22 protein-coding genes are annotated in these 23,036 nt (G+C 35.6%); 6 read left to right on the top strand and 16 right to left on the bottom strand.

Annotated elements, in window-relative coordinates:
• Nucleotides 1-35: 35 nt before the first annotated feature.
• The 8 genes from nhaA to H1R81_RS02815 all read right to left on the bottom strand — a co-directional run bounded on the left by nhaA (nt 36) and on the right by H1R81_RS02815 (nt 7,184).
• Nucleotides 36-1,187 carry a Na+/H+ antiporter NhaA gene (gene nhaA, locus H1R81_RS02850; protein WP_181839164.1) on the bottom strand — a complete coding sequence of 384 codons (1,152 nt, stop codon included), beginning with the start codon at nt 1,185-1,187 and terminating at the stop codon, nt 36-38.
• 64 nt (nt 1,188-1,251) lie between these two features.
• A complete protein-coding gene (locus H1R81_RS02845) occupies nt 1,252-1,830 on the bottom strand; it encodes an isoprenylcysteine carboxylmethyltransferase family protein (protein WP_181839163.1) in 579 nt (192 codons plus the stop codon).
• 209 nt (nt 1,831-2,039) lie between these two features.
• Nucleotides 2,040-2,435 carry a VOC family protein gene (locus tag H1R81_RS02840; protein ID WP_181839162.1) on the bottom strand — a complete coding sequence of 132 codons (396 nt, stop codon included), beginning with the start codon at nt 2,433-2,435 and terminating at the stop codon, nt 2,040-2,042.
• Between the two features lie 106 nt (nt 2,436-2,541).
• Complete coding sequence (locus tag H1R81_RS02835; RefSeq protein ID WP_181839161.1) at nt 2,542-3,183, bottom strand: hypothetical protein; 642 nt, start codon at nt 3,181-3,183, stop codon at nt 2,542-2,544.
• Between the two features lie 83 nt (nt 3,184-3,266).
• On the bottom strand, nt 3,267-3,812 hold the full coding sequence (locus tag H1R81_RS02830) for a Crp/Fnr family transcriptional regulator (RefSeq protein ID WP_181839160.1): 546 nt from the start codon (nt 3,810-3,812) through the stop codon (nt 3,267-3,269).
• Between the two features lie 41 nt (nt 3,813-3,853).
• Nucleotides 3,854-4,744 carry a cation diffusion facilitator family transporter gene (locus H1R81_RS02825; protein ID WP_181839159.1) on the bottom strand — a complete coding sequence of 297 codons (891 nt, stop codon included), beginning with the start codon at nt 4,742-4,744 and terminating at the stop codon, nt 3,854-3,856.
• A gap of 182 nt (nt 4,745-4,926) precedes the next feature.
• Complete coding sequence (locus H1R81_RS02820; protein WP_181839158.1) at nt 4,927-5,598, bottom strand: response regulator transcription factor; 672 nt, start codon at nt 5,596-5,598, stop codon at nt 4,927-4,929.
• Nucleotides 5,599-6,008: 410 nt separating this feature from the next.
• A complete protein-coding gene (locus H1R81_RS02815; RefSeq protein ID WP_181839157.1) occupies nt 6,009-7,184 on the bottom strand; it encodes a glycosyltransferase family 1 protein in 1,176 nt (391 codons plus the stop codon).
• 322 nt (nt 7,185-7,506) lie between these two features.
• Between H1R81_RS02815 and H1R81_RS02810 the strand changes: the two genes are divergently transcribed.
• Entirely contained in the window at nt 7,507-7,686 is a 180-nt protein-coding gene (locus H1R81_RS02810) for a hypothetical protein (RefSeq protein ID WP_181839156.1), read from the top strand.
• 70 nt (nt 7,687-7,756) lie between these two features.
• On the opposite strand, the gene H1R81_RS02805 is transcribed toward H1R81_RS02810, so the two are convergent.
• On the bottom strand, nt 7,757-8,278 hold the full coding sequence (locus H1R81_RS02805) for a ferritin-like domain-containing protein (RefSeq protein WP_181839155.1): 522 nt from the start codon (nt 8,276-8,278) through the stop codon (nt 7,757-7,759).
• A 559-nt stretch (nt 8,279-8,837) separates the two neighbouring features.
• Here H1R81_RS02805 and H1R81_RS02800 point away from each other — a divergent pair.
• Both H1R81_RS02800 and H1R81_RS02795 read left to right on the top strand, forming a co-directional pair.
• Nucleotides 8,838-9,257, top strand: coding sequence for a response regulator (locus H1R81_RS02800; RefSeq protein ID WP_181839154.1), 420 nt, complete (start codon nt 8,838-8,840; stop codon nt 9,255-9,257).
• A 267-nt stretch (nt 9,258-9,524) separates the two neighbouring features.
• Complete coding sequence (locus tag H1R81_RS02795) at nt 9,525-9,770, top strand: hypothetical protein (RefSeq protein ID WP_220275157.1); 246 nt, start codon at nt 9,525-9,527, stop codon at nt 9,768-9,770.
• Between the two features lie 67 nt (nt 9,771-9,837).
• On the opposite strand, the gene H1R81_RS02790 is transcribed toward H1R81_RS02795, so the two are convergent.
• Nucleotides 9,838-10,593: an NrtR DNA-binding winged helix domain-containing protein gene (locus H1R81_RS02790; protein WP_181839152.1), complete on the bottom strand. Its 756-nt coding sequence runs from the start codon at nt 10,591-10,593 to the stop codon at nt 9,838-9,840.
• 227 nt (nt 10,594-10,820) lie between these two features.
• Between H1R81_RS02790 and H1R81_RS02785 the strand changes: the two genes are divergently transcribed.
• The 3 genes from H1R81_RS02785 (at nt 10,821) to H1R81_RS02775 (ending at nt 15,790) form a co-directional block, all read left to right on the top strand.
• On the top strand, nt 10,821-14,546 hold the full coding sequence (locus H1R81_RS02785; protein WP_181839151.1) for a ThuA domain-containing protein: 3,726 nt from the start codon (nt 10,821-10,823) through the stop codon (nt 14,544-14,546).
• Between the two features lie 25 nt (nt 14,547-14,571).
• The gene (locus H1R81_RS02780) at nt 14,572-14,940 is read left to right on the top strand and encodes a hypothetical protein (protein WP_181839150.1); all 369 of its coding nucleotides are present in this window, start codon (nt 14,572-14,574) and stop codon (nt 14,938-14,940) included.
• 370 nt (nt 14,941-15,310) lie between these two features.
• Nucleotides 15,311-15,790: a hypothetical protein gene (locus tag H1R81_RS02775; protein ID WP_181839149.1), complete on the top strand. Its 480-nt coding sequence runs from the start codon at nt 15,311-15,313 to the stop codon at nt 15,788-15,790.
• 66 nt (nt 15,791-15,856) lie between these two features.
• Here the strand turns inward: H1R81_RS02775 and H1R81_RS02770 are convergent, their stop codons facing one another.
• The 6 genes from H1R81_RS02770 to H1R81_RS02745 all read right to left on the bottom strand — a co-directional run bounded on the left by H1R81_RS02770 (nt 15,857) and on the right by H1R81_RS02745 (nt 23,000).
• Nucleotides 15,857-18,583, bottom strand: coding sequence for a PAS domain S-box protein (locus tag H1R81_RS02770; protein ID WP_181839148.1), 2,727 nt, complete (start codon nt 18,581-18,583; stop codon nt 15,857-15,859).
• 341 nt (nt 18,584-18,924) lie between these two features.
• Entirely contained in the window at nt 18,925-19,347 is a 423-nt protein-coding gene (locus tag H1R81_RS02765; protein WP_181839147.1) for a response regulator, read from the bottom strand.
• Between the two features lie 486 nt (nt 19,348-19,833).
• Complete coding sequence (locus H1R81_RS02760; protein WP_181839146.1) at nt 19,834-21,459, bottom strand: S41 family peptidase; 1,626 nt, start codon at nt 21,457-21,459, stop codon at nt 19,834-19,836.
• 2 nt (nt 21,460-21,461) lie between these two features.
• The gene (locus tag H1R81_RS02755) at nt 21,462-21,890 is read right to left on the bottom strand and encodes a hypothetical protein (protein WP_181839145.1); all 429 of its coding nucleotides are present in this window, start codon (nt 21,888-21,890) and stop codon (nt 21,462-21,464) included.
• Nucleotides 21,891-21,954: 64 nt separating this feature from the next.
• Nucleotides 21,955-22,398, bottom strand: coding sequence for a hypothetical protein (locus H1R81_RS02750; RefSeq protein ID WP_181839144.1), 444 nt, complete (start codon nt 22,396-22,398; stop codon nt 21,955-21,957).
• The gene (locus H1R81_RS02745) at nt 22,395-23,000 is read right to left on the bottom strand and encodes an RNA polymerase sigma factor (RefSeq protein ID WP_181839143.1); all 606 of its coding nucleotides are present in this window, start codon (nt 22,998-23,000) and stop codon (nt 22,395-22,397) included. The genes H1R81_RS02750 and H1R81_RS02745 overlap by 4 nt, the downstream gene beginning before the upstream one ends.
• Between the last annotated feature and the right edge of the window lie 36 nt (nt 23,001-23,036).

The raw sequence follows: 23,036 nt of genomic DNA, 5'->3' as shown, positions 1-23,036 counted from the left end.
TCTTCAAACATATAAGGTATTCTTTTCTCACCAGTTTAAGCAGATATGGAGACTTCCTCTTTCAAAGTTAATCTCAAATAAAAATATCCGATTATACCTGCAAGAAGCGAAGAAATCAGAATTGCAAATTTGGCATTGTTAATAATGGTGGTGTCTTCAAAAGCCAGTAAGGTAATAAAAATTGACATGGTAAACCCTATACCACCCAAAAATCCCACCCCTCCGATGGCATTCCAGTTTAGGTCGTCAGGAAGTTTACAGATATTCAGTTTTACAGCAGCAAATGATAATAAAAAAATACCCAATGGCTTACCTGCAATTAACCCTATGGCAATACCAATACTATACATTTGTACCAACACATCCCCCATATTGCCACTAATACTGATAGCAGTGTTAGCCAAAGCAAAAACAGGAAGTATAAAAAAGGCAACTGGTTTATGAAGATAATGTTGTAAAATATATGATGTTGATTTTTCATCGCCATTACCAAAGGGTATAGCAAATGCCAATAGCACCCCTGTGATAGTAGCATGTACGCCCGAATTTAACATAAAATACCACATTGCCACCCCTCCAAACAAGTAAGGAATCAGGTTTCTTATTTTTAGCCGATTAAATACCATTAGTATAACAAAAATCCCTAAGGCAGTCAGGAGATTGCCCCATAAAAGTGTTTTAGTATAAAAAATAGCAATGATTAAAATAGCACCAAGATCGTCTATAACAGCCAAGGCGATCAGGAAAACTTTTAGTGAAGCCGGAACTCTGTCATTGAGTAAAGATAATATCCCTAAGGCAAAGGCAATATCTGTTGCCATTGGAATACCCGCTCCTGCCTGGCCTATTGTGCCCCAGTTAAAAGCTAAAAAGAATAAGGCTGGCACTACCATTCCACCCAAAGCACCGAAAATAGGCAACAAAGCATCTTTTATATTCGATAACTCTCCGATATAGACCTCTCTTTCTAACTCCAGACCAATTAATAAAAAGAAAATTGTCATCAACCCATCATTTATCCAATGCCCTAATGAATGATCTCCTAATTCTATATGCCAGAAATCGGCATATACATCTGCAAAACCTGAATTGGCAGCAAAGAGTGAAATCGTAGTACAGGCAATCAGAATAAGCCCCCCGGCCTTTTCACTTTCAAAGAAATCGGTGAATAGTTGTGTTACTTTCATATTTGCATTACTTGATGTAATTACGAAAGTAAGGATTTATTTTGAAACAGTTTCTAAAAAGCCATTACAACAAATAAGGAATCAAAGCATTGGTCTGTTTAATATAAGAATGATAATCTTCTCCGAAAACCTGCATCAACCATTTTTCTTCCTTTTTAAGTTTAACCCAGAAGGAAATAAAAATTATAATTACGGCAAGTATTCCTCTGTAATCACCAACAATCAATGCTGTTCCAATAAAAAGTAACAATAAGCCGGTATAAATCGGATGCCTGATCCATCGATATAGGCCATTGGCAATCAACTCATGATCTTCTTTTTTCTGAACAGACAAGCTCCAGTTTCGACCTAATGTATATCTTGCCCAACAGGCTATGCCCAATCCTGTAGCACCGAAACTTAATCCAATGATTCCTACTAAGTCGGAATGCGGAACAAAATTCTCTCTTAACCACGTATGTCCAAACCATTCGCCAGGACCCAGAAGATACATAGACACAAAAACAGGAAACCAGTAAAAAAGAACCCGCTTTATAAGAGGTTCCTGCTCTTTGGTCTTTTTGCTGTTGTAGCCAGAAATAAACCAATACATCATCAATATCGCCCACAAAAGCTTAATACTAATTTTTATATAGTCGCTCATATTTTGTATAGAATAGTTGAGTAAGTAAAAGAGGTAAACAATATACTTTTTTATCTAATCTTAAGATAAAGCTATACAAAACAATTGGGCTACTAACCTATAAATTTGATAAGAGGCTGAATAAATGTACCAGAAAAAAAAATCAGGGATAAAAATATATCATATAATCATAAGATACTATTCTGACGCCTGAGTTTTGCTCTTGAGGCTTAGCTTTGTCTCTCCCCAATACAATAACATAATCCGTCTGGAGCTATTATAAAAAACACTCTCCAAAGCGTAGAACCATGTTTCTGAAAACTAAAATCTGAATCAATCTTATTAAAACCATTGGCTTTGAGTTCATCCAGTGTATCTTCTACATTGTTTACTTCAAAGAAACAGCCGTCTTGGGTAGGATCTCCTCCGTTCTCCGCCAAGCCTATTTCTACATCATCCCTTTTTAATACAGCTGATTTATACGGAGTATCGACATTTGAAATTTTACGGAATCCCATAACAGTTTCATAGAAATTTATTGCCGTATCCACATTTTCTACAGGTAGGTTCATTTTATCCTGCTGATACGGCCATGCATGCTTGTAAATTACCTTAGAGGTTTTCATATTATATTATTGATTGAAATTATAGTTTTATTCTAAAATTGATCATGGAGAAAATTTAGTTCTTACACTTAAGATTGTACTGGAAAGTATTAACAAATCTATTTTCCTAATCATCCGATTTTCTTTTTAAAAACATTAACACTCCTGCCAGCACAAGCCAACTTACTAAGCCAAAAATAAAGGTTCTGAAACCAAAAACGCTGATAAAATTGAAACTGGTAAAAATAGCCACCATACCGAATGCCATGATAGTAAACCCATAATAACCTATCCACCTAGGCAATTGTGCTTTCGTAACAATAATTATTGACCAAATACCAATAGCAAACATACAAGCTACAATAAAAATGTAGTCCATTGCAGCATTCAAGTATTTTCCGTAACCGAGTATTGTTTTCAATATAATCTCGTCGATTCCTGTATTATAATAACGACTGACAAAAAAAGGCAGGATAAATCCGTTGACAGATGCAGCTATCATCGCAGCTATTAATCCGAGACTAAATACAAAAAATGAGAGCATTGAGACTCTGTTAGATGTTTGTAATAACATTGATAAACCCCAACTACCAAACCCGATAAAAGGAAGACAAAAAATAGCCACAGAATGCGAAAAAACAATTACACCTTTTGTGTGAGTGATATGCTCCAAACTGCCTCCGCTTGGGTGAAGTATCATCGTGATGGTTGCTAATAATGAGCCAGAAAGTAAACATAATGCGGCAGTTTTTCTGAATTGAGATTCCATATAATTGTTTGTCAGGTATGAGATACAAAAATGATTCATACGCACAAAACTTTCACTTGATTCAAATCAAGAAATACACTATATCAATATATTCCTCTTACCCTGCTTAATGTTTCTGGAGTAATTTTCAGATAGGAAGCTATCATTTTAAGGGGAAATTGCTGAAGCAGTTTTGGTTTGTTGGCTAACAGATGATTATACTTTTGGAGCGGTGTAAACGAATTATCAAAATAGTGGACTCGTGCAGTGCCTTGTTCCATTACTTTTCCTAACTGAAAGAATACCGGAGAGATTTCGATAAGATGATGCAAAGTGTGAATGGTAAGCTCAAAAACCTCGCAATTGGTATAGGCTTTTATTTGAGTAAAGGAAGGTTTCTGACCCATAAAACTTGTATAGCTCATTATCCAGTCACCATCTGTATATAAATCAATAACGTTTTCATCAAGTTCATTGGCTAAAAACTGATAGACTGAACCTGAAACCAATAGAAAAACAGACTTACAAACATCTCCCTCAGCCAGCAGAACTTCATTTTTTTTAAACTGCTTCCGAACCAGTAGTTTTTCTATCAATGCCATATTGCTGGCATCAAAGCTTCCTATTTTTTGTAAAGCGGTCTGAAGCATAAACTAAGATAATGATCTTATTAATGATTATTTAGTATCCATTATCTGCCCACATATCCTTCATGTGGTTCTACATGAATCAATATCTGGTCTAATTCAGGCATTTCAATTTGCAGATAATCTTTCAGGTTATGAGCCACTTTGTGGCTTTCTCTTACGCTCATATCAGCATCTACTTCAATATGTAAATCTACATGATATTTCATACCTGCCTTTCGTACGAAACATTTTTCGGTATCTATTACACCTTCTATCTGCAAAGATTTCTCCCGAATGGTATCAATGATATCATCATACAGATTCTCATCCATGATTTCACCTAATGCAGGACGTACAATCAAATAGCAATTATATAATATAAAACCGGCAGCAAATAGAGCGGCCCAGTCGTCTGCTGACTCATATCCCTTCCCTAATAATAAAGCAATTGAGATACCGATAAATGCCGCCACAGATGTAATGGCATCACTTCGGTGGTGCCAGGCATCGGCTTTAAGCGAAGAGCTATTAGTCTCACGGCTTTTTCTGATAACAATCTGATAAGAGGCTTCTTTCCATAGTATAATCAAGCCAAGTACTATCAATGTCCACGCCTTAGGTAATGCATGGGGAGTTCTGATTTTCTCAATACTCTCGTAGGCAATCAGGGTTGCAGAAATTATAAGAAACCCTACAATCAGAAAGGTAATGAGAGGTTCTATTCGTCCATGTCCGTAAGGGTGATTTTTATCGGCAGGCCGGCTTGCATATTTTACCCCTAACAATACTAATAATGAAGAAAAAATATCAGTAGTTGATTCGATGGCATCGGCAATAAGTGCATAAGAATTACCGAAGAATCCGGCCAGCCATTTGGTAATAGCCAGAGCCATGTTTCCAAAAATGCTGAAGTAAGTTGCTTTTATTGCTTTCTCTTCGTGTGTGTCTGCCATCTAAACGGGATTATTAATAAATTGCACAGGATATTGGTGCAATCTGCTGAAACTCCTGCAAAGGTAGAGCATAAAGTTTTATAAAATTGTTATTTTTTATGTCTTTCCAATAAGAAAATATTCAAATCTGATAAAATCCTTTCTCCAATCAATAATTTACAAATGACTAAAAATTTATTTTACTACCTTAAAACATAGCCCATTCCAAAAACTGTATGGATCAGTTTCCGCTGAAAGTCTTTGTCGATTTTCTTTCTCAGATAGTTAATATATACCTCCACATAATTAGTTCTTCTGTCAAAATCCACATCCCAAACCTTCTCTGCAATCTGCACTTTTGATAGTACTCTCCCCTGATTTCTTAAGAAATACTCTAATAATTTAAATTCCTGTGCCGTCAGTTCAATAACTTTATCGTTTCGTCTGATAGACTTAGTGTCTAAATTTGCCTCCAAATCCTCAAATTTTAGTATATTCTGAGTTATATGAACATCAGAACTACGCTTAATTAGCGAACGAATCCTGGCCAGTAGTTCAATAAATATAAAAGGTTTTAAAAGATACTGGTCAGCTCCTGCATCAAAGCCAGCTATCCTATCGTTTAGCTCTCCCATAGCGGAAAGGATAAGTATAGGGGTTTTAACTCCTGCATCTCTCAATTCGCAAATTAAAGTTAACCCATTTATACCGGGCAATATAATATCAGTAATAATAACAGCATATTGGTTGCGCAAGGCCAATTGTTTGCCTATTAAGCCATCGTAGGCTACATCAACTTCATAAAAATTTTCTTCAAGGCCTTGCTTTATTAACTGCATGGTCTTGAAGTCATCTTCTATCAATAATAATCTCATGAAAAATAACTCCTCTAATAAAATTCTAATAATTTATTAAGCCATTTCTAATAACTGTAATAGAAATTTGTTTGCAGGATATCAATACAACTTATCGAACATAAGCCTGGTCAGATAGTAGCTTATGTAAAGTTAATTACCCAATCTTATTAGCCGGAGTTTATTTTTTACTTGTGAAGTCGTTTATACAGCAAAAAATCAATTCTGTACAGCAAATATAAGAACCAAATTTTAATTCGAAAGTTTTTCAGAGATTTTCTAAACTTCTTTTGCTAAAGTTTAAATATTAAAAATTTATCCATCAAAAGGATAAGTAAATGGCTTTATCTCTGACCACTAAAACGCTGATGCTCTGCAATTTATTGAGTGCTTTAATGCAAAAAAACATTAAAGCATAGCATCAGGTCAATTCAGGCTATAATATTGGTTTTTATAAGATGCCTCATTTGTTGCCATGTTACATCCCAGGAATGAGATTTCAGAAAATCATCGATGGTTTTCTTCCATTCTTTTCGTTTGTTGTATGATAATGCCTCTTCTATTGCTGCTTCAAACTCAAACACATTCTCAGCAGTACTGACTAACCCCATTGCCTCATAGGGGCTTATGATGTCTGGTACCGACGTAGAAACAATGGGTTTAAATGCCGCCAGATATTCTGGTGTACGGGTAGGAACGTGCGCTTGTCGTGCTTTGCTGGTTAAAACGAGCAATAATGCAGCGTTCCAACCACTGATATATGAGGGCAATACCTGATACGGTTTTTCACCTAAATAATGAATATTTTCTGCCTTTGGCAATGTATCTTCATCTATCCCAATTATTGGCCCTAACAGAACAAATTGCCAGTCAGGCCGGCGAGCCGCCAGTGCTCTTAATAATTCTATATCTAAACATTCATCAATTGCACCATATAAGCCTAATCTCGGAAAGAGAATTTCTTCCTGATCAGACGGCTCAGGTAATTCTATACGCGCCTGCATGAAATGCTCTTTGTCAATACTGCTTGGGAAATTATAGACCTGAGGATGCCAGTTCTGTTTTTCATCATAAATAGTTTTGCCATTGGTAAACACAAGATCAGTCTGAGAAATTAACTCATTTTCTGTATCGATTAAAGCAGGTTGAGTGTTTCGTATCAGATTTATACAATCATATATTACTACCCTTGGGTATAGTCTGGCAGTGTACCGAATACTTTTTATTGAATAATACCATGTACCGAAATTCTCAATTTTATAGTCGTTGCAAAGTTTTGCAAGCAAACTTTCCATAGTCTTAATGGTTTCACTTGCCGATAGTTCGGCTGGGAGTCTCACACTTACCACAAATAGATTCTTATATTTTTTCAGTTCCTTTATATTCAATTCAGGCTCAGGAGTTGTTACTCCGAAGATTGGATCTTCAATATAAAACACGCGCCATTTTTTTGAAGCATGGCTCATCAGGTGTTGCGGACGCTGAAAAACTGACTCCCACTTGATAGGTGAAAAACAAACCAGGGTATCAATATTATCATCTTCATGAACTTCAACAATTTGCTTATCATGAGGAAACGAGTATTCTTCTGTGTCAAAACTTTTCATAACCTTACTAATTTTTGCATAATATTAATTTAAATAAATGTTCCGATACTTATCATGGCAAATTATTAGTATTCAGCCAATTGCTATTCTATAAATGGGGAATATAAACGGAAAACTGGGGTTTAAAATACTCAATGATAAATTATACTTTTATCTACCCACATTCAACAAATACATCTGTATCAATTATTTGATTTATTATTGAGCAGATTCAATAGCCAGTAAAACCATTCAGTAAATTATGGCACAGGTTTTGTCAACAGATAGTTAATATAAACAATAATCAATCAAAAAAGCTGTTAACATAAAAATTATTAGAATCATGTCTACACAACAAATTGAACAAAAGAAATTTCTTGAAGATGCCCATCTGCGGCTTCTCAAAACAAAAACCATGATTATTGAGGCCCGACTTCAGATAATCAAAATAAAGGCTTCCACTTTAAAAGCCCGCGTGCAAGCTCTTAAAAATCTGGTGTTAATTAGTCATATAGACTATTAAAAAAAATAGGCTTTGCATAAAGCAAAACCTATTTAAACCTAAACAAACTTTCTTATTCTTTCACTTATTTTTATTCTTGTGCAGCCTCTTCATTAATATGAGCTTCTGCCAGATCTGTCAATTTTTTATCTGCGGCACCTTCTTCATCCAGTATTTCCTGTAATAACTCTGCTGCGTCAAAATGTCCAAGCATACGCGCAAGAGTTCTTAATGTGCCGTAAGAAGCTATTTCATAATGCTCTACTTTCTGAGCCGCCATAATCAATCCACAGTCGCGCACCACAGTACCTTTTTCGGTCGATTCCACTATTTCGTCTCCTTCCTTTAGTAAACCCTCCATTGCCGGACAAACTTTTGCCTGAGCTTTTTCACCAATAATCTTAAATGCTTCTTCTACTTTTGTAACGTGTCCTTCTGTTTCTTTAAGATGCATTTCAAAAGCCTCTTTCAAGTCCTCAGATGTAGATGCTTTGGCTAATTTAGGCAATGCTTTTGTAAGATGTTTTTCTGCCCAATAAATATCTTTCAATCCATCTACAAACAATTCTTTGAGTTTTTCGCCTTCTTGCTCTGACGATACGTAAGTTTTCATAACAGTTTTTTGTTTTAATTAATAAAAAGAGGAAGTACTATTTAAGAGAAAAAAATATGCCACTGGGCTAAAGTCAATTGAACATTATTTTCTGGGAATTATGTTACCAGATAATTGAGGAAGGTATTTAAAGAAGTGGTAAAAAAGTAACACAAAAATTACTGAAACAATCAATAATATTTGGTATTTTTTTTTCTATTAGGAACAAATTATTAATTGCAGAATTTTATTTTTTATTAAATTTTAATTAAATGAAGTTTTTTTTGGTCTATCAGACAATTTTTCAATAAAAAAAACTATTTTTATAAAGACTTACTAAACCCAACATAACATATGATTCAAATAAATAGAAAACAGAAGTTTAAATAGCCCATGAAAACTAAACTTCGCTCCTTAAATTTCCATTGCTAAACGTAAATGAATTGATAATGATGGTTGTAAAAAAGCTATCAGACCATTTCTAATGTAGAGCCTTTTTTTATTAAAACAGGTTTTCTGTAAAATTACGTGGTTCTCCCATCTATAAAATTTACACATACGATAAAATACCTTATTTACTATGCACGTATCATTGAACGTAGTCCTGGCGGAAGACGACAAAGACTATCAGGAAATATTTAATAATGCACTCACTGAGGTGAATATCCCCACTATGCTTACAGTTGTAAGCGATGGGGTAGAACTCATGAATATTTTAAAATCGCCTGACACTCCGACCTATAATATTGTGGTGTTAGATATCAATATGCCCAAAAAGGATGGAATTGAGTGCCTGAAAGAAATCAGACAAGATAGAAATCTGAGTAGTACCTTTTCAGTTATTCTGACATCAAGCTTTGACCCTTTGATTAAAGCAAATGCTTTTGATGCTGGTGCGAATTTATTTCTGACTAAACCAGAGAATTTTGACGAATATGTTGAGGCCGTCAGAAAAATACTGACCTCCGACTGGCAAATGAATTTACCAATCTTCTTTTAAGAGTTTAACAAGCCATCTTGGTAAAGATAGAGTAGAAAACTCATGTCGGATTTATGGGGTTGATATCTGTAAAATAAACCTGTACCTGCCTTGTTTATTTATGTGTAAAAATGTTTATCAGCCCCTGGCAGAGATATTTTGCGCTTAAGATATACTATGCTACCTCATTTAACTGTTATACCCATATACTGCATTATAAATACTATTATCTCTTCACCTTATTTTAATAACCTTATTTTGTATATCTAAGCTGTAAATTACCCAATTATGATACTAATGCAGAAAATCAATAATATCAGAGAGATTATCAAGGATGCTTTACAAAGGTTTGGCATACATTACGAAGAAATCACTGCAAGTAGCACTGATGATGGCAAAACCATTATACTAGCAAAAAAAAACTGCCCTCTCATGTTCGAAGATTTCATTGAGTTTATTACTCAGCAAGGTTTCAAGTATAAATCCTACTTTTGCCCAAACAGAGATCGGATTAAGATTGATGTGTCAGTATAGTTCAGTATTTTTTTTGTGATTATGTGCCTAAAGATACACTTCTTTACACAAATAATTTTCAGTTTACTCAATTAATTGACACTCCAGCTTCAATTGCTTTATTCTTAAACCTGTACAGATATGGTGCTTTATTTGCCGCTCCGGTAAATTTCTTTTCCATGCGCTCTAATATATCTAAATCAAGAATCATTTTCTGGAAATTATTACGTCGGAAAGGTTTATCTAAAACCGTCTCGTACAAATCCTGAACTTCTTTCATAGTAAAGGTTTCAGGAAGCAGATTAAAGCCAATCAATTTATGGTTTAACATCAATCTCAGGCTATCCAAGGCTTTCATTACAATTTCGGCATGGTCAAAAGCCAAAGGTGGTAATTCTTTAATATCATACCATTCACACGATTCATCTAATTCAGAGATTTCTGGCACTACCTTGTGAATATCTACCAAAGCATAGTAGCCTATTGATATAAACCTCCGCTGTAACCACTTCACATCTTCAGAAGTCAGTCCAAGTTCATCAAAAACCCCTTTGTGAGAATTTAAAACATCTCTCATCAATCCAGGTGATGAGCGTTCGAGGCTGCCAAAAACCTGAAATTGCTCTAAATAAATATCTCTAATACCTGTTCGCTCGGCAAGTATTCTCAAGGCCGCGTGGCCCAGGCTTTCATTTTGTAAAATGAAGCCTCCGGGTAGTGTCCAGATATTTTTCAGAAACTTTATTTTAGGCAATAGTACTCTTAACTGTCTTTCATAAAATCCGAAAATGACACAATCAATTGATACCTGTTCTATATAGTCTTCCTTGTTAAGTATATTCATATGGGGAGTTGCTGGTGTCTTGTAAAAATAATATAGAAATTTGCATTTTGGCTACTTTTTCTATAATGTGTACTATTTGTTCTCTGATTGATACAAAAATAGACAAAATTTCATTATTGTCTAAAAAAAAGACAATAATTCTTGTTTTATATTTTCTAAGTATCCACATTTGTATCAGAAAGAGTATGCTTAATCATATTCTGCAAATACAAATCAATTATTCCATCATGATGAAACACTTAAAGACGAGTACCATTCTTCTGACTCTGCTTCTTGCCTACTCATGGGTGCAGGCACAAATCAAAAAACCTAATCTTTTGGTTTTCAGCAAAACTGCTGCATTCAGGCATGCTTCAATAGAGGCCGGGAAAAAAGCACTTGCAAAAATGGCTACTGAAAAAGGGTTTTCTGTAGCCTTTACTGAAGATGCAGAAGCATTTAACGAAACCGACATAAAGAAATACAATGCAGTACTTTTTCTGAACACGACAGGAGATATATTAAACGACCAGCAACAAGCTGTTTTTGAGCGATTCATTCAGGCTGGTGGGGGTTATATCGGCATCCATGCAGCAACTGATACCGAGTACGAATGGCCGTGGTATGGAAGACTAGCAGGAGCTTATTTTTTAGATCATCCAATGGTGCCAAGCAATGTACAAAAAGGCAAATATACTGTTGTACAGAAAAATCATTGGGCTACCCAGGGAATGCCGGATACCTTTGAAAGAAGCGATGAGTTTTATAGCTTCAAAAATATTTCGCCAAAAATCAATGTCTTATTAACGATTGATGAAAAGACATACCAAGGGGGTAAAAACCCTGATTACCACCCTATGAGCTGGTTTCAGGAGTTTGATGGAGGACGCTCCTTTTATACGGCTATGGGGCATACTGACGAAACTTTCAGCGAGCCTTTATTTCTTAACCACTTGTATGCTGGTATTAACTATGCAATGGGAGGAGCAACCCCTAAAACATTGAATTATGCCAACGCACGCCCCGAAGAAAACCGCTTTGCCAAGGTAATTTTGGAAGAAAAACTGAACGAACCTATGGAATTGAGTGTGCTGAACGATGGTCGCATTTTATTTATTGAACGTAAAGGAGATGTTAAGCTCTATAATATCAAAACCAAACAATTAAAAACTATTGCAACGATACCTGTAAGTACAAAATATAAGAATAAGGAAGGTAAAGAATCAATGGGAGAAGATGGTCTGATGGGTTTAAATAAAGACCCGGATTTTGCAAAGAATCATTGGATATATCTGTATTACTCTATACCCGAAGAGCCTAAAAATATTCTGACCCGTTATGAATTAAAAGGTGATGAGTTAGTACTTTCATCGAAAAAAGTATTGTTGGAAATTCCAACTCAACGTGAAGAATGTTGCCATACTGGTGGGTCTATTGCATGGGACAAAATGGGTAATCTATACCTATCAACTGGTGATAATACTAATCCTCATGGGTCAAGCGGCTATAGCCCAAGTGATGAAAGGCCAGGCCGAGAGTCGTGGGATGCACAGAAGTCATCGGCTAATACGAATGATTTAAGGGGTAAAATCATCAGAATCAAACCGACAACTGAGGGTGGTTATACAATTCCTGAAGGAAACCTTTTTCCCAAAGGTACAGCAAGTACACGTCCTGAAATCTATACAATGGGTCATAGAAATCCTTTCAGAATTACGGTCGATAACAAAACTGGATTTGTATATTGGGGCGAGGTGGGCCCTGATGCAAGCAAACCTGCAGACGATAGAGGACCTGCCGGACATGATGAAGTAGGACAGGCACGTAAAGCCGGAAACTTTGGCTGGCCACACTTTGTAGGAGATAATAAAGCCTACAATAAATTTGATTTTGCCAATAATAAATCATTGGAGAAATGGGATGTAAATGCCCCCACCAATACTTCGCCTAATAATACAGGTTTGAAAGTTTTACCTCCTGCACAAAAAGCCTTCATCTGGTATCCTTATGCTGCTTCCAAAGAGTTTCCATTGGTTGGCAGTGGTGGTAGAAATGCTATGGCAGGGCCGGTATTTTATGCAGATAATTTCAAAACTGCGGCGAGTGCTTTCCCAAAATACTACGATGGTAAACTCTTGATTTATGAGTGGATGCGTGGCTGGATTATGGCAGTAACAATGGATAAAGAAGGAAATTATGTATCGATGGAACGTTTTATGCCAAGTTATAAATTCAGCAACCCAATGGATATGGAATTTGCTGAAAATGGTGACTTATATATGTTAGAGTATGGATCGGGCTGGTTTACAGGCAACGATGATGCCCGTCTGATTCGGATTGAGTATAATGGAGGTAACCGAAAACCACAAATTGCGGTGGCGGCAAACCAGATGGGTGGTGCAGTACCATTTACTTTGAAATTAAGTTCGAAAGGCTCTGCCGATGCAGATGGAGATGCACTGAAGTATAGCTGGCAAATCAGCTCTAAAAATGGATTTAATAAAGTAATAGCCACACCTGATGCAAGCATAACCTTAACCAAACCCGGTATTTATAAAGCTACCCTCACAATAAACGACGGAAAAGGTGGTACAAATGCGCAATCACTTGAAATAGTAGCAGGTAATGAACCTCCGGTATTGAGTTTTGATATGCCCAAAGGTAACAAATCGTTTTATGTAGCAAATAAATCGTTTGAATACGACATCAAGGTGAAAGATAAAGAAGACGGCACATTAGAAAATGGGATTGATCCTGAAAATGTAGCTGTCAATATTGATTACCTGCCTGAGGGATTCGATAAAGTAGCTATTGCGCAAGGCCATCGCTCAGCCGACGCAAGTGCGGCTTTTTCTTCGGGTAAAAGATTGATTGAAGCCAGTGATTGTAAAGCCTGCCACAGTGTAGAGAAAAAATCTATCGGGCCGGCCTATCGAGAAGTTGCCATGAAATATAAAGGTGATAAAGAGGCTATTGACCGTCTGGCGAAAAAAGTAATCAGCGGTGGTAGTGGTGTCTGGGGAGAAACTGCTATGGCAGGTCATCCGCAGGTTTCTACCAATGATGCAACTGAAATGGTGAAATACATTCTGAATATTGCAAATGAAAAACCAAAAGCCAAGTCGCTACCATTGAAAGGGAAATATACGGCAAAGTTACCTTCAAATGATAAAGGCAAAGGTGTTTATATAGTCCGCGCAGCTTATGAAGACCAGGGAGCAAATGGCCTGCCATCGCTGAAATCAGAACAGACATTTACTTTAAGAAATGCTACCCTTGGAGCTCATGATTTTGATAGATATGAAGACGTTAACAAGATGTCGTTTAGCGGACGAAACCTTGCTATGCCTGCGAAATCAGGAGCTTATATGGTACTGAATCAGGTAGATCTGAACGGTATTACTGAATTACAAATACAGGCTATGGCGCCAAAACCACAGGTAAATGCTTTAGGGGGCAAGGTAGAATTAAGACTGGATAACCCAAAGGGTAAATTGATTGGAGAGTCTGATTTCCTTGAGCCATCAGAAAAAATGAGTATGGCACCAAACATTCTGAAAGTTCCTGTTGGAAACGTTGAAGGATTACATGATTTATTTGTGGTATTTGTAAATCCGAAGGCTGAAAATGGGACTCTAATGATAGTAACGGGTCTGGAGTTTAAATTAAATTTACCTGATGAACCTAAAACCAATATAGACACCGGAGCATTACCTAAAGCTAATATTGGTGATTATATTGGTAAATACAAAATGGAGGGCTTACCAATGGATTACATAGATCTGGAGCAAACAGAAGGTAAGCTAAATCTGAAATTTGGAGACCAGGGAACTGTGATGCAACCAGCTGATGCACCGGATAGTTTTACTGATGGTGAAAAAGTAAAAGCAAGCTTTGTAAGAGATGAGACTGGCAAAGTAAGTAAAATCAGACTTGAAGCAATGGGAATGACCTTTGAAGGCAAAAAACAATAATTTTATATTTAACAATCAAAAATCAATGAAAAATCCAAAGTTCGTTCTCACTGTAATTGTTTTATTTGCCTCATTATCTTTGGCAAAAGCTCAGGTTAATCAAAATTTCTTCGTAGGCAACTGGGAAGTGTTAGTTAAAGGCACCCCACAAGGAGACATAAAGATGCCTATGTCTTTTGAATTGAAGGAAGATAAATTAATAGGAAAAATTACGAATCCTGAAACTAAGGAAGAAACTACGATGACTTCTGTTGAGTTGAAAGGTGAAGAATTATTTACAGCTTTCTCCGCAGGCGGTTATGATGTAACCATGGTTATTTCCAAAAAAGACGAAGAACACTTTATCGGTAAATTAATGGATATGATAGAAGTTGAAGGAACGAGAATGAAATAAAATCAAAAAATCTATTTAAAACACCTTTGAGCTATACCTCAAGGGTGTTTTGCTTTTATAATGGCCCTCAATAAAAAAACAGAATTTATTAGGATATTACTTCTTTTTTACTAATTTGGCATTGATTTTCACAACATACGCTATTTATTATCTCTTGCTGTATTCTATGAATCTGAGATATTCTTCCCAAAAGACACTTTTGGTATGTAATTACCAGTCTAAGAGTGTGTTTATTCCGCAGTTTTTTTATATTTTAATTAATCATTTTTACTTGATATTACGACATTCCGAATATTTTTTTATTAAAAGGGTCTTCTAAATCTCTTCCCACCTGAACACCTTATTAAATCATTATAACCTCCTCTTTACCATGATTTTATTACAAGCAAGCCTGTTCCCAACCGAGTTTTATCTTGTCATTCCACACGTCATTTTAGCACACCTTTGCGGGGTTCATTACCTCTTCTGGCAGATTCAGCCACGCTACCCTCATTATAGTATGACCGGGAAAATTTCAAGTTGGATAGCCTTTGCCATTATCATCTGGTTGGCGTTTTATGCGCTTCCAATTTGGATAACAATATTCGGCGTAGTTTCTAAAGCATCTACTCTCGCTGCAAACTATTTTACAATATCTTTAGTAGCTCTGCTTTTTGTAGGCTTGATGATTTTAGAATCCTTTATTGTCTATAATCATTTTTTTAAACAACGCCTAAAACATTTTTCGTCAAGCTACTTTGCCTTATCAGTGGTTATTAGTGTTATTGCTTTTATCTGTACCTTCGCAATGTTCAGTTTTCTGACTAAAGATGTCATTCTGACAGAATTAGGACATCCGAATTATGCATAGAATATTTATTGATCGATTGAGTGATTTAGCAGTTACATTTTAAACGTATATTAAATACTAAGTCACTCATTCAATTCCTAAATCCTCTACCGGAAAATACATATCAAACTTTGCTCCTTGCCCAGGCTCACCGGAAGCCGTTATGATACCAAAATGGTTTTCTACAATTTTTTTTACTATAGCAAGACCAATTCCTGTACCCGGATACTCATCTTTACCATGTAATCTTTTAAATACCTGAAAAACCGCCTCATTGTATTCAGATTCAAAGCCAATACCGTTATCAAGAAAACTGATATGATAATAATCTGAGGTTTTATCAATACCCGCTTCATCAATAGTTTTACCCGATTGCACTTCAAAGTCTATTTTTATAACAGGTTTCTGGCCTGCTTTAGAAAATTTTAAAGCATTAGTGAAAAGATTAGTAAATAACTGCTCAAACTGGTATCTGACCACATTTAATGTCGGTAACTTTGCCGATTCTATTGAAGCACTTTTCTGAAGAATCGATTCTCTTAATTGTTCTAATATACTTTCCAGAAGTACATTCAAATCTACTTTCTCCAAATGTCTTTCGGCAGTGTTGGCACGAGAATAAGCCAGCAAATCCAATATCAGCTGTTGCATACGTTTGGAAGCATTCTGCAAACGGGCAAAATAATCTTTGCCCTTGGCAGATAAATTATCTTTTTCTATCTCCTGAATTCGGGCCGAGAAAGTCTGAATTTTCCGCAATGGTTCTTGCAAGTCATGGCTTGCCACATAAGCAAACTGTGCCAGTTCGTTATTGAGTTTGCTAAGCCCCTCATTCGAATCCTCCAATTGTTGCGTTCTTTGCTTTACCTGCTCCTCTAACTCATGAGTAAATACCTTCCAATCGTGTACATCTGTACTGGTTCCAACCCACATAATAATATTTCCATCATCATCTTTCTGTGGCACGGCTCTGCTTAACTGCCAGCGATATTGCCCGTCAAATCTTCTGAATCGATGTTCAGCTTTAAACAGTTCTCCTTCTTTTACAGCGGCAAGCCAGGCCTTCCGGCTATTCTCTTTTTCTTCAGGCAGTAATAGTTCTAACCATCCATCCTGCCCTAACTGAATGGCTGTCAGACCTGAATAATCATAAACTGACTGATTAAAATAGTTCATATTGCCTTCTGCGTCACCTGTCCAGATATGTTGTGGCAAGGAGTCAGCTAAAAGTCTGAATACCTGTTCTCGTTTTTCTAATTCCTTCTGATAGTTCATTTCATTGGTAATGTCTCTGATTGTCCCCATCATTTTATATGGTCGGTTCTGTCCGTCATACAAAACTTTTCCTTTCCCCTCCATCCAATGAATACTTTTATCATTCCATATCAATCTGGAAGTATAATGGAGTGTACCTGTGCGATAAGCTTCTTCAAAAGCCTGTTTCCTGATTGGCAGGTCATCCGGATGTAAATGAGCTATTAATTCATCATGCGTCAGCATAGCATCTTTGGTATATCCGAATATTTCAAGGTATCTTGGCGAATACTCTACTTCTCTCGTCATTAGATTAAGATCCCAAGTACCCAATTCGCTGGCACCAATTAGTATTTTCAATCTTTCTTCACTTTCAGCAATCAAACGTTCATTATGCCGCTGTAGAGTAATATCACGTGCAATCTTTGAAGCACCTATTATCTCTCCCTGCTTATTTTTTACTGGTGATATTGTAAGCGAAATATCAATTGTTTTACCATCTTTTCTTACTCGTCTGGTTTCAAAATGTTCAATGCGCTCTCCTTTTCGTAAACGATTAATAATTTCCTCTTCCTCTTGTAATCTATCATCAGGAATCAGTTTTGACACATGCTGACCTATCATTTCATGGGCCTTATAGCCCATAATTCTTTCTCCAGCATCATTCCAGCTTGTTACAATTCCACTTAACTCTTTACTTAAAATCAAATCCTCCGAAGACTCCACAATAGCGGCAAGCATTGCCATTTTTTCCTCTGCGGTTTTACTCTCGGTTATATCCTTTACCGTTCCCAGCAATCTTATAGGTGTATTATCCTCATTATAAAATACTTTAGCAATTGTTTCAATCCACTTCTTTTCTCCATCAGGCAAAATTAAAATAAACTGATAATTCAGGAAACCTGACTTTAATGAATCCTGAAAAGCCTTTTTACGTTTTTCTTTGTCATTCAATTTCATCATATCAACATACTGCTCTATCGAAACAGAGCTCTCTAAGCCAAACAATTTATTCATCATCTCAGACGATAACACTTCATTCGTTATAAGATTATAATCATAAATGCCTATCTCACTGGCGTCTACCGCCAAACGCATACGTTCTTCTAATTCTTCTACTTTTTTACGGACAGCAATCTGTTCAGTTATATCATACCCTGATATAATAATGCCGATGGTTTCATTTTTAGGATTCAATACAGGCTGAATAGTGAAATTAGCATAAGCTTCTTTTTGTTTTCCATCTTTTGTATTTATACTAAAATACATCTCATTATCTGCATAAGTTGCTTTAGAAGCATAGACCTTGTCTAAGATATTAAAAAAGCCCTGCTCTCTTAATTCAGGAAGTACTTCTCCGATGGGTTTACCGATTAGTTCTCTCTGTTCTACAAAATGTAGATAAGCCGGATTTGCCAGTTCAAAAATATAGTTTGGGCCTCTCAAAACACAGAAAATACCAGAAGCCTGCATGAAAAAGTTGTAGATTGCCTGTTGGAAGTCTAATTGAACAGATAAATGTGAATCATCAGGTATTACTAACGATGATTGAATATTCATAGTTTAGAACTGGTTAAAACTTAAAAATGCAAAGGTTTTTTTTAGAAACTATACTACAAATATAAAAAATTTCATGAATTTTTCTATGATTTGTAGTGCATCAGGTCCAACCAGATCTCTTATGTAGCCGGAAAAGTTTTACAGTCTTTAAGTGTAAAAAGAAATGAAAAACAATAGTTGTGAAAATAATTTGTCAAGTATAAAAACCTTAGGCGAATCTCTCAAGAATGATTGCCTTTATGATTTAAATATCACTAATTTAAGGGAAGAACGCCCATTTTAATTAGTACACAGAAGTGTAATACCCTAGTTCGCCTATTATCCAGAATACTATTATAATTCTATTTAAAGTAAATTGGCAAACTCATTTCTCGTTCTGAGGTAAGGATTTTTCTGATAGCCTCTATATAGTCCTTGTAAGATTCAGGCTTGGTAATAAATAGATTAGCTCCTGCCCGATAAGCCTTTTCTACCTGTTTTCTGTTTTTATCGCTGGTCAATACTACTGAATAGGTATTATTCCATTTATTATCTTTTCTGATTTCTTTCAGGCATTGAATCCCGCTCTTTTTGGGGATATTCATATCTAACACCACAACATTATAAGTAGGCGATTGAGCCGATTTGAGTTTATCCATCAACTCCTTACCATCGTTCACAATAGTAAGCGTAGCAGGAATACTCACCTCTTCTAAAGCCTCCTGAAATATCTCCTGATATTCCGTATCTTTTTCGGCTAAAACAATATTAAGAGAAATATACATATACCAATACCGTTTAGATTCTAACAATATAGCTACCAGTAAAATGAAAGCACTCAGGTATTAAGACCAAAAAACTCAAACTTGTAAAAATGGAAAAAGCACAAGGTTTTACAAATAATTTATATTACAGGAAGCACTTATAGAGGTAAACGGGGAAAGAGTTGTGAAAAAATATCAAAAAATCGTGCCAAAATTTAAATACAAGAAAAAGGAAGATTCTTCCCTGACAATACAAAATTAAACAATTAAAATGTAGAATTGTTTACATATTTAACTCAAAAGTTAAATTTTACAATAAATTAATATTAAAAGCAGAGTAAATTGTATTAGCCAAGAGATGCTTTTCAAAACCAGTATTAATACATTAATATTTACTGATTAGTGTCAGACAAGAGAACCTTCATCACACCATTTGTATTGTTATCACAAAGAGGTTTTCAGAAAGTTTCAATACAAGCGTGTAATTAATATTACAGACTAATTCCATTATTTTATCAATCTTAAAGCTAAATCCAGTTCAACATCTTTGTGTTGTAATATATCCTCAATATCAGGTATTATCTCATAATCAGGTATAATACCTCTATCAGGAAATTGTGCTTTTTTTACCGCATTCACATATTTATATAATGGAATATTAACAATAATCTGGCTATTGGGAAGCATGGTTTGTGTACTTCCACCCGAAGTATTACCGTAATAGCCCCCTCCAGTTTCTTCACCTATAAAAACGGCTCTGTCATTACTACGGGCTGTAGCACAGAAATCTGCTGTGGTCGAGAAACTAAAACCATTGATCAGAATAAAAACTTTCCCTTTGAAACTATTGGATTGTGCTTTTTGAAAACCCAATAATGGGTTTTCTTCTAATTTTACTACATGGGTACTTGACGCCTTAGAGGCAAAGTATCTGAAAGGTTTCTGACTCAGATAACTATACAATAAAGCGCCATAATCATCTGCTCCCCCACCATTATTACGTACATCTATTATCAGATTACTGATTTTCTGTATATTCAACGCTGAAAAGGCACTATCCATAAACCCGCCAAAATCTATGTTTGCCTGATCTATTCTATTTTCATCAAATGTTCTTATATTGAGCAAAGCGGTAGATGAGTTAAGCCGTTCCAATTGTAAAGGTTTGGTATTGTTCAGCTTCCGTAAGAAGTCACAGGCAACATTTTTTGTAGCTATACTGGCAATTCTGATAGTTTCTATCAACCCTTTTTGATTTTTATACTGTACTTCAAAAGTATTCTTGCTTCCATAAAGCCAATGATACAAAATCGGGAAAGCACCATCGTTTAATTGCTGTCGCTTATTGGTCTTAATAGAACCATCTGAGGGCAGGTATCGAAATATCCTGTCTTTAATTTCTTTAATGGGCATACCATCAATCGCTACAATTTCTGTTCCGGCAGGTAACCTTTCAATACTACCGCAAAGCACGTAGGCTTTACTATCAACAAAATAAGGATATAAAGGAAAAACCTTCGCATTATTGTTGTAATAAGCGCTTAACAAACGAGGAACATTACTGCGTGTATGACCATCTTCTAAAGCACTTATAACCCATAGAATTGTCTTGCCGAACTCTAATTGTGTCATAGATCTGGTTAATACCATAAAACAACTATCCAACAATTTATCTAAGTGTTGTTTATTTTTAAATCTATAAATTCCGGCATGATATTTTTCCAATGCCTCCCGAAAAACGATGAAATCTTGCTGCAACTTTTCGGGTTTTATCAGGTTATCGTCCTTAGCATCAATAGCAGTCTGGTTGGTATTTCTAAAAGTTGAAATTCGTGTATAGCAGGTATCTCTATCATTCAGTATAATAAGAAAATCATAGGTTCTATCAGGTACTACATCAAATGAAATCGAATCGATGTCGGTATAAAATGTAATGCGTTTGTCAATGAGTGGCTCTAAAGCCTGATACACATCAGGCTTTACTTCAGGTGTGAGATTCCAGACAGCCCTCTGAAAAATCTGTCCGTCTTTTACGTTTACCAGCTTTGATTTTGCCCGAATAACGGGCAAAGATTGAGCGAAGTCACACTGAGTAAACAGCAGGTTAATTACAAGAAATGCAATATATTTCATACTTATTCAGGTTTACTATCAGAGTGCTTCAGAAAGAAGAAATATCCTAAAAAGCTTCCGGCAATACAGAAAGCCATAATAGCTAAAGAGTGAATACCCAAAGGCAAGGTGTAATGAATAGCAGTAAGGGCAACACCTAAACCTGAAAGAATAGCAAACCATTTCATATTACTATTCAGATTTTCCTTAGGATTTGTTTTTAAAACCGAAGCAACAACACTATCAGGCACCCCCTTATCAACAATCTTATGTTTTAATTTATTCTCCATCAGGCGTTTCATAATAGCTAAGACAAACCACATAAACAGCCCTACTGTGAAAATTGTCACAATAACTCTGAAAACCTCCGGTGGGTATAATTCGCTTTCACCCTGCGCCCGAACTATAAAAGGACACACAATTGCAAATAAAATGATAATTGACTTTTTCATATTTTTATAAATGTTAATATTTTATAGCAGATTAGATAGATAACTCCTTTAATTGTTGCAATATTTAATAAAAATCAAGCACCTTCATTTGTGCCTTGTATCTCTGATACATATCAACTCCGAAGAAAATCATAACCCCAAATGAAGCTAAAATTACAAGGCTCACAAGCATGGGTGTTAAGCTTGAAAGGATATCCACTATATTATTACCAAATTCATAACTTACCACTCCACTCATTATAATTATAGCAGTGGTAATAATATACAAAAATGACTTATCATGCGTAGTTTGTTCTTGCGGCAGCCGAGCCATTACTAATTCAGTCAAATCAAAATCAAACACAGCTTTTTCCTGGGCTTCAATACGATGAAACATTAGTTTATATATCATTGCCTCTTGCTGGCAATAAGCACAATGATTAATATGCGTAACAATTGTTTCCGTACAGCTATTGGAATCTAAAGCATATTGCTGCATTTCTGCTTCAGTCAGATGTCCGTTTGTCATAATGCTTCCTTTTTATAATTGAGCAATAAATTATCTTTTAATAATTTCCGTGCCCTTGAAAGATAACTTTTCACAGTTCCTTCTGGTAATTGTGTTATTTCAGCTACTTCGGCATAACTTAATTCTTCATTATGGTACAATGTGATAAGAGTTTTATAGATAGTCGGAAGTTTTTCTATTTCTATCTTTAAAATAGAAGACAACTCCAGCTTAAAAAAACTATTTTCAACTTCGTTATTAAAGGGGTCAACCTCATGATGGAGTTTTTCTAACACCTCATTTTCATCTCCATCATTAATATAATTTATTAAAACTAATTTTCTTTTTTCAAGATAACCTAAGCAGGAATTATAAGCAATCTGCGCTATCCATGTTGAAAGTTTAGATTGAAACTGAAAAGTATCTAATTTCTGAAAGGTCTTGAAATAAATATCCTGAGCAATATCTTTTCTATCAGCAGGATTCTTCACCATCTTGTAAACAATTTGTCCGACTAAAGTTTCAGTATTTTTAATGATGAGTCTGAAAGCATTAGTATCTCCATCTAATACTTTATTGACCAAAGTACGGTCTAACCCATTATTTTCTCTGATAGTCTTCAATAAAACATTTGACAGCTAAGTTGGAAAAATGTTGCA

The organism is Emticicia sp. BO119, from assembly GCF_013912375.1.
Classification (GTDB): Bacteria; Bacteroidota; Bacteroidia; order Cytophagales; family Spirosomataceae; genus Emticicia.
The sequence above is the reverse complement of the archived record's forward strand: the minus strand, read 5'-3'. Positions and strand labels throughout refer to the sequence as shown.

What these genes read in the sequence shown, in the direction of transcription:
- nhaA (WP_181839164.1), bottom strand. Translation starts at nt 1,187, where the DNA reads ATGAAAGTAACACAACTATTCACCGATTTCTTTGAAAGTGAAAAGGCC.
- H1R81_RS02845 (WP_181839163.1), bottom strand. Translation starts at nt 1,830, where the DNA reads ATGAGCGACTATATAAAAATTAGTATTAAGCTTTTGTGGGCGATATTG.
- H1R81_RS02840 (WP_181839162.1), bottom strand. Translation starts at nt 2,435, where the DNA reads ATGAAAACCTCTAAGGTAATTTACAAGCATGCATGGCCGTATCAGCAG.
- H1R81_RS02835 (WP_181839161.1), bottom strand. Translation starts at nt 3,183, where the DNA reads ATGGAATCTCAATTCAGAAAAACTGCCGCATTATGTTTACTTTCTGGC.
- H1R81_RS02830 (WP_181839160.1), bottom strand. Translation starts at nt 3,812, where the DNA reads ATGCTTCAGACCGCTTTACAAAAAATAGGAAGCTTTGATGCCAGCAAT.
- H1R81_RS02825 (WP_181839159.1), bottom strand. Translation starts at nt 4,744, where the DNA reads ATGGCAGACACACACGAAGAGAAAGCAATAAAAGCAACTTACTTCAGC.
- H1R81_RS02820 (WP_181839158.1), bottom strand. Translation starts at nt 5,598, where the DNA reads ATGAGATTATTATTGATAGAAGATGACTTCAAGACCATGCAGTTAATA.
- H1R81_RS02815 (WP_181839157.1), bottom strand. Translation starts at nt 7,184, where the DNA reads ATGAAAAGTTTTGACACAGAAGAATACTCGTTTCCTCATGATAAGCAA.
- H1R81_RS02810 (WP_181839156.1), top strand. Translation starts at nt 7,507, where the DNA reads ATGTCTACACAACAAATTGAACAAAAGAAATTTCTTGAAGATGCCCAT.
- H1R81_RS02805 (WP_181839155.1), bottom strand. Translation starts at nt 8,278, where the DNA reads ATGAAAACTTACGTATCGTCAGAGCAAGAAGGCGAAAAACTCAAAGAA.
- H1R81_RS02800 (WP_181839154.1), top strand. Translation starts at nt 8,838, where the DNA reads ATGCACGTATCATTGAACGTAGTCCTGGCGGAAGACGACAAAGACTAT.
- H1R81_RS02795 (WP_220275157.1), top strand. Translation starts at nt 9,525, where the DNA reads ATGATACTAATGCAGAAAATCAATAATATCAGAGAGATTATCAAGGAT.
- H1R81_RS02790 (WP_181839152.1), bottom strand. Translation starts at nt 10,593, where the DNA reads ATGAATATACTTAACAAGGAAGACTATATAGAACAGGTATCAATTGAT.
- H1R81_RS02785 (WP_181839151.1), top strand. Translation starts at nt 10,821, where the DNA reads ATGATGAAACACTTAAAGACGAGTACCATTCTTCTGACTCTGCTTCTT.
- H1R81_RS02780 (WP_181839150.1), top strand. Translation starts at nt 14,572, where the DNA reads ATGAAAAATCCAAAGTTCGTTCTCACTGTAATTGTTTTATTTGCCTCA.
- H1R81_RS02775 (WP_181839149.1), top strand. Translation starts at nt 15,311, where the DNA reads ATGATTTTATTACAAGCAAGCCTGTTCCCAACCGAGTTTTATCTTGTC.
- H1R81_RS02770 (WP_181839148.1), bottom strand. Translation starts at nt 18,583, where the DNA reads ATGAATATTCAATCATCGTTAGTAATACCTGATGATTCACATTTATCT.
- H1R81_RS02765 (WP_181839147.1), bottom strand. Translation starts at nt 19,347, where the DNA reads ATGTATATTTCTCTTAATATTGTTTTAGCCGAAAAAGATACGGAATAT.
- H1R81_RS02760 (WP_181839146.1), bottom strand. Translation starts at nt 21,459, where the DNA reads ATGAAATATATTGCATTTCTTGTAATTAACCTGCTGTTTACTCAGTGT.
- H1R81_RS02755 (WP_181839145.1), bottom strand. Translation starts at nt 21,890, where the DNA reads ATGAAAAAGTCAATTATCATTTTATTTGCAATTGTGTGTCCTTTTATA.
- H1R81_RS02750 (WP_181839144.1), bottom strand. Translation starts at nt 22,398, where the DNA reads ATGACAAACGGACATCTGACTGAAGCAGAAATGCAGCAATATGCTTTA.